Raw genomic sequence first — 3378 nt, 5'->3', positions numbered from 1 at the left:
AGCGCAGCGAAGTACCGAAGCGTTAGCGTAGTGCGGAATGCCCCGACCCTTGCGTCAGCAAGGGGCACGCCCAAAAAGAAAAACAGGTTCAACCTATAAAAGCTGAACCTGTTGAATAGAATTAAACTATACGCCTAAAAATTTGCCCTTACAGCAAGATAAAGGTTTCTGCCCGGAGCAGAAATACCCGAAGCAAAATGCCTATAATGCGTGTCCAGTATATTCTCTAATCCTGCTTGCAAGTTTACATACTTGTAAACTTGATACTGCGTACGGATATTCAAAGTAAACCAACCAGGCATGCCATTAGGAGTAGCATATTGGAGGTTATCCTCACCCACAGGACTATAATCCCTCAACAACTTTGGTCCGTTAAACAAAGTAAAGAACTCACCTTTGAAGCGGTTTAAGTTCAACTGAAATCCTACTCTACCATACACAGGAGGAATGTGATCAAGAGGGACTTCTTTATCACCAGGTTTTTGAGGGCGCACCCGACCATACGTATAAGTAACTGTGCCAAATACAGAAAACGCCTTGGTAATATCCCCTGCTACGGTAAACGTACCTCCGTATAAGTAAGCTTCATTTTTGTTTTGATTAGCTTGTACCTTGCATAGCACACCATCGTAAATAATAGAGTCCTGACCATTGAACTTGAAATTGTCTAGCACAATAGCGTTATCAAAAATAGTGTAAAAGCCTATTAAACTGAGTTTGACCTTGTCATTATCAAAAGTTTTTTGAATGCCAAGTTCAGCGTTGTAAGTGTATTCAGGCTTTAAGTCAGGGTTAGGTACAACTACTAAACGATTAGCGGAGTTACTGTCAAATACCTTACCTAAATCATCTACGTTAGGCGAGCGGAAGCCTGAAGAAAATAGTGTAGATATGCGTAAAGAGGGAATGGGTTTGTAAATTAAGCCAATATTTCCTGTCAGAGCATTATTCACTTGTTCAGCTGTTTTGAATGGGAATTTCATAATATTGTCTTTGTCATCAAACTTAGCGCTTAGATCCACATGAGAAAATCTCACTCCTGCATTAGTAACAAATTTCTCATTTATCTCCCAAGCATGTGTAGCATAAGCGGCTATACTGGTTACCGTAGAACCGCCATCAGGGTAACGAGTGCTGGCAGGACTTTTTACACCTGTAGCGATATTTACCCTTTCTGCTCTTGAAGCAACGATATTATGAACTCCTTCTAGTCCATAACGGACTTCATGATTTTGTATCTTTTTTACTAAATCCGCATTGAGGGCAAATACCTTAACATTTTCAATACGTGAGGTTTTGTTATTGTTCTTGAAGTTACGTGTATGGCGGCTTTCCTCTATGTCTTGGTAAGACAGAATAAAACGTGCTTGGTCATATACAGGATTTGCGTTGGACAAATTCAAATGATAAGCACCGAGTAGACGTTTTTGAGGTCCGTAGTACCATTCTGCAAAACGAGGTTGCCCACCACTTGTAATTTCAGACAAACGGTCATAGCGGGGTACATCGCTAGAAGTGGAATACTGAAAGTTAAGCATGTGAGAGATAGCGCTATTCTGGTCAAAGCGAATTTTTTGAGTTAAATCATACTGCTTGTATGCTGAACCTATTTGGATATTAAAATCATCATTTTTTAACGCAGTATCTTTACCATCTATGCGCGTTTGATAGATTAAGCGTTTACCCCAATTGCCGTGGAATGGGTTACGAATATTACCCATGCGCAAGTCCCCAAAGTCAGAGTAAGTGAAACTGGTTAGTGAAGCAAATTTTTTAAGTCCGATATTGAAGTCTATATGTCCTGTTTTTTCTTGGTTAGCTGTAGAATAACGAGTAAAAGCATTACCTTTGACTAATAGTTTGTCATCAGGACTAAGTACAGGCTTGCGAGAGTGCATGTGAATTACTCCACCCAAAGCATCACTACCATAAACTACCGAACCAGGTCCAAAAACTACTTCCATGCGTTCAAGCATGTTTTGATCTACAGTGATGATATTTTGTAAGTGTCCTGACCGATAGATAGCATTATTCATACGAATGCCATCTACAACTAAAAGCACTCTGCTGGCTTCAAAACCTCTTAGTACAGGACTGCTACCACCTAATTGACTTTTTTGCACGAATACTCCACCTGTTTGCATGAGTAAATCCCCTGTGTTTTGGGCGTTAGCTGTTCTAATCACTTCATCACTTATGACTAAGATAGGCTGGGCTACGTCAACTTTTTTCTCTTCAAATTTACTTGCCGAAACTACTATTTCATTCAAGTCCATGGTAGATTGAAGCAGTTTTACTTCATAGTTGAGGTCTTTGATGTTTTGAGCGGACAAAGTCAGAGGTTGGTAGCCCGCTAAAATCAAGGTTAAATCTCCATTTCCTAATGCACTGATATCTGCTTGACCTTTTGCGTTTGTGGTAACGGAAGCAGTTTTATCCGCATTAGTGATAACAACATTTTCCAAAACGCGCAAAGTTTGCGCATCTCTAACGGTTACTATATTCTGGGCATGTAGGCACACTACTGCCATCCATGCTATTAAGATAAAGATGTTTTTTCTCATAGCTTGTTCAGTATGAAGGTTTTAAGAATGAAAAATAATTGAAAAAATAAGATTTAGGATACGTTAGAAGTTAGAAATAAGAATGCTCAACAGCAAAATGATTTCTGATTTGCTAGAAAGATAATAGGGATTAAAACTTCAGATAGAACTTCGGAACAGCTTTTTATCTTAAAATTTTAGGAGGTGGTTCAGGTAAAGAAATTTCAGGAATAGGTAAGCACAAACAAGTAGTTATATTACCAAAAACAGGATAGGTAGAAGGCAAAAAGCGAAAAACTAAAGTAGTTAAATAAGTATCTTTGAGCTCAAATTTTGATATACTTTTGGTTTTTGAGGCTTTTTCAACGGCAAAAAGTTCAAGCAGATTTTGTAAGTTAGACATCAGTGTTTTTTCTTTAATATCGGTATGCGCAAGTATGTGATAGTATCCTTCTTTTTCTTCAATTTTTTCAATATCATACCACTGGTTTTGCCATATACATTCTTTTTCGTTGATACGAGTAAAATTTTTATCTTCTATTGGGATACACAAATGAACAAGTGCTTGTTTTTTGTTTTTGAGTAAATGAGTAACAGTTTTATGGTGTGCGATTAAATACGTCATAACAAGGGGTGTGTAAAGGCAAGTGTAAAACACCCACACAATTAAAAGCCCCCATGCTATGCGGTTTTTACGCATGTGCGGCAAAGATAAATAAAATTGTTTGAAAAATTCCAAAACTTACATTTGAAGAATTTTTTTTTGGGCGTGCCCCTTGCTGACGCAAGGGTCGGGGCATTCCGCACTACGCTTCGCTTCGGTGCTTCGCTAACG

At 38.5% G+C, this 3378-nt stretch carries 2 protein-coding genes; both read right to left on the bottom strand.

The features are described 5' to 3' along the window. Window positions 1–134: 134 nt before the first annotated feature. Window positions 135–2531: a TonB-dependent receptor gene (locus NZ519_13150; protein MCS7029702.1), complete on the bottom strand. Its 2397-nt coding sequence runs from the start codon at window positions 2529–2531 to the stop codon at window positions 135–137. Window positions 2532–2727: 196 nt separating this feature from the next. Beyond that, window positions 2728–3243 carry a hypothetical protein gene (locus tag NZ519_13145; protein MCS7029701.1) on the bottom strand — a complete coding sequence of 172 codons (516 nt, stop codon included), beginning with the start codon at window positions 3241–3243 and terminating at the stop codon, window positions 2728–2730. Window positions 3244–3378 lie beyond the last annotated feature (135 nt).

It is taken from the genome of Bacteroidia bacterium (genome assembly GCA_025056095.1).
Classification (GTDB): Bacteria; Bacteroidota; Bacteroidia; order JANWVE01; family JANWVE01; genus JANWVE01.
The sequence above is the reverse complement of the archived record's forward strand: the minus strand, read 5'-3'. Positions and strand labels throughout refer to the sequence as shown.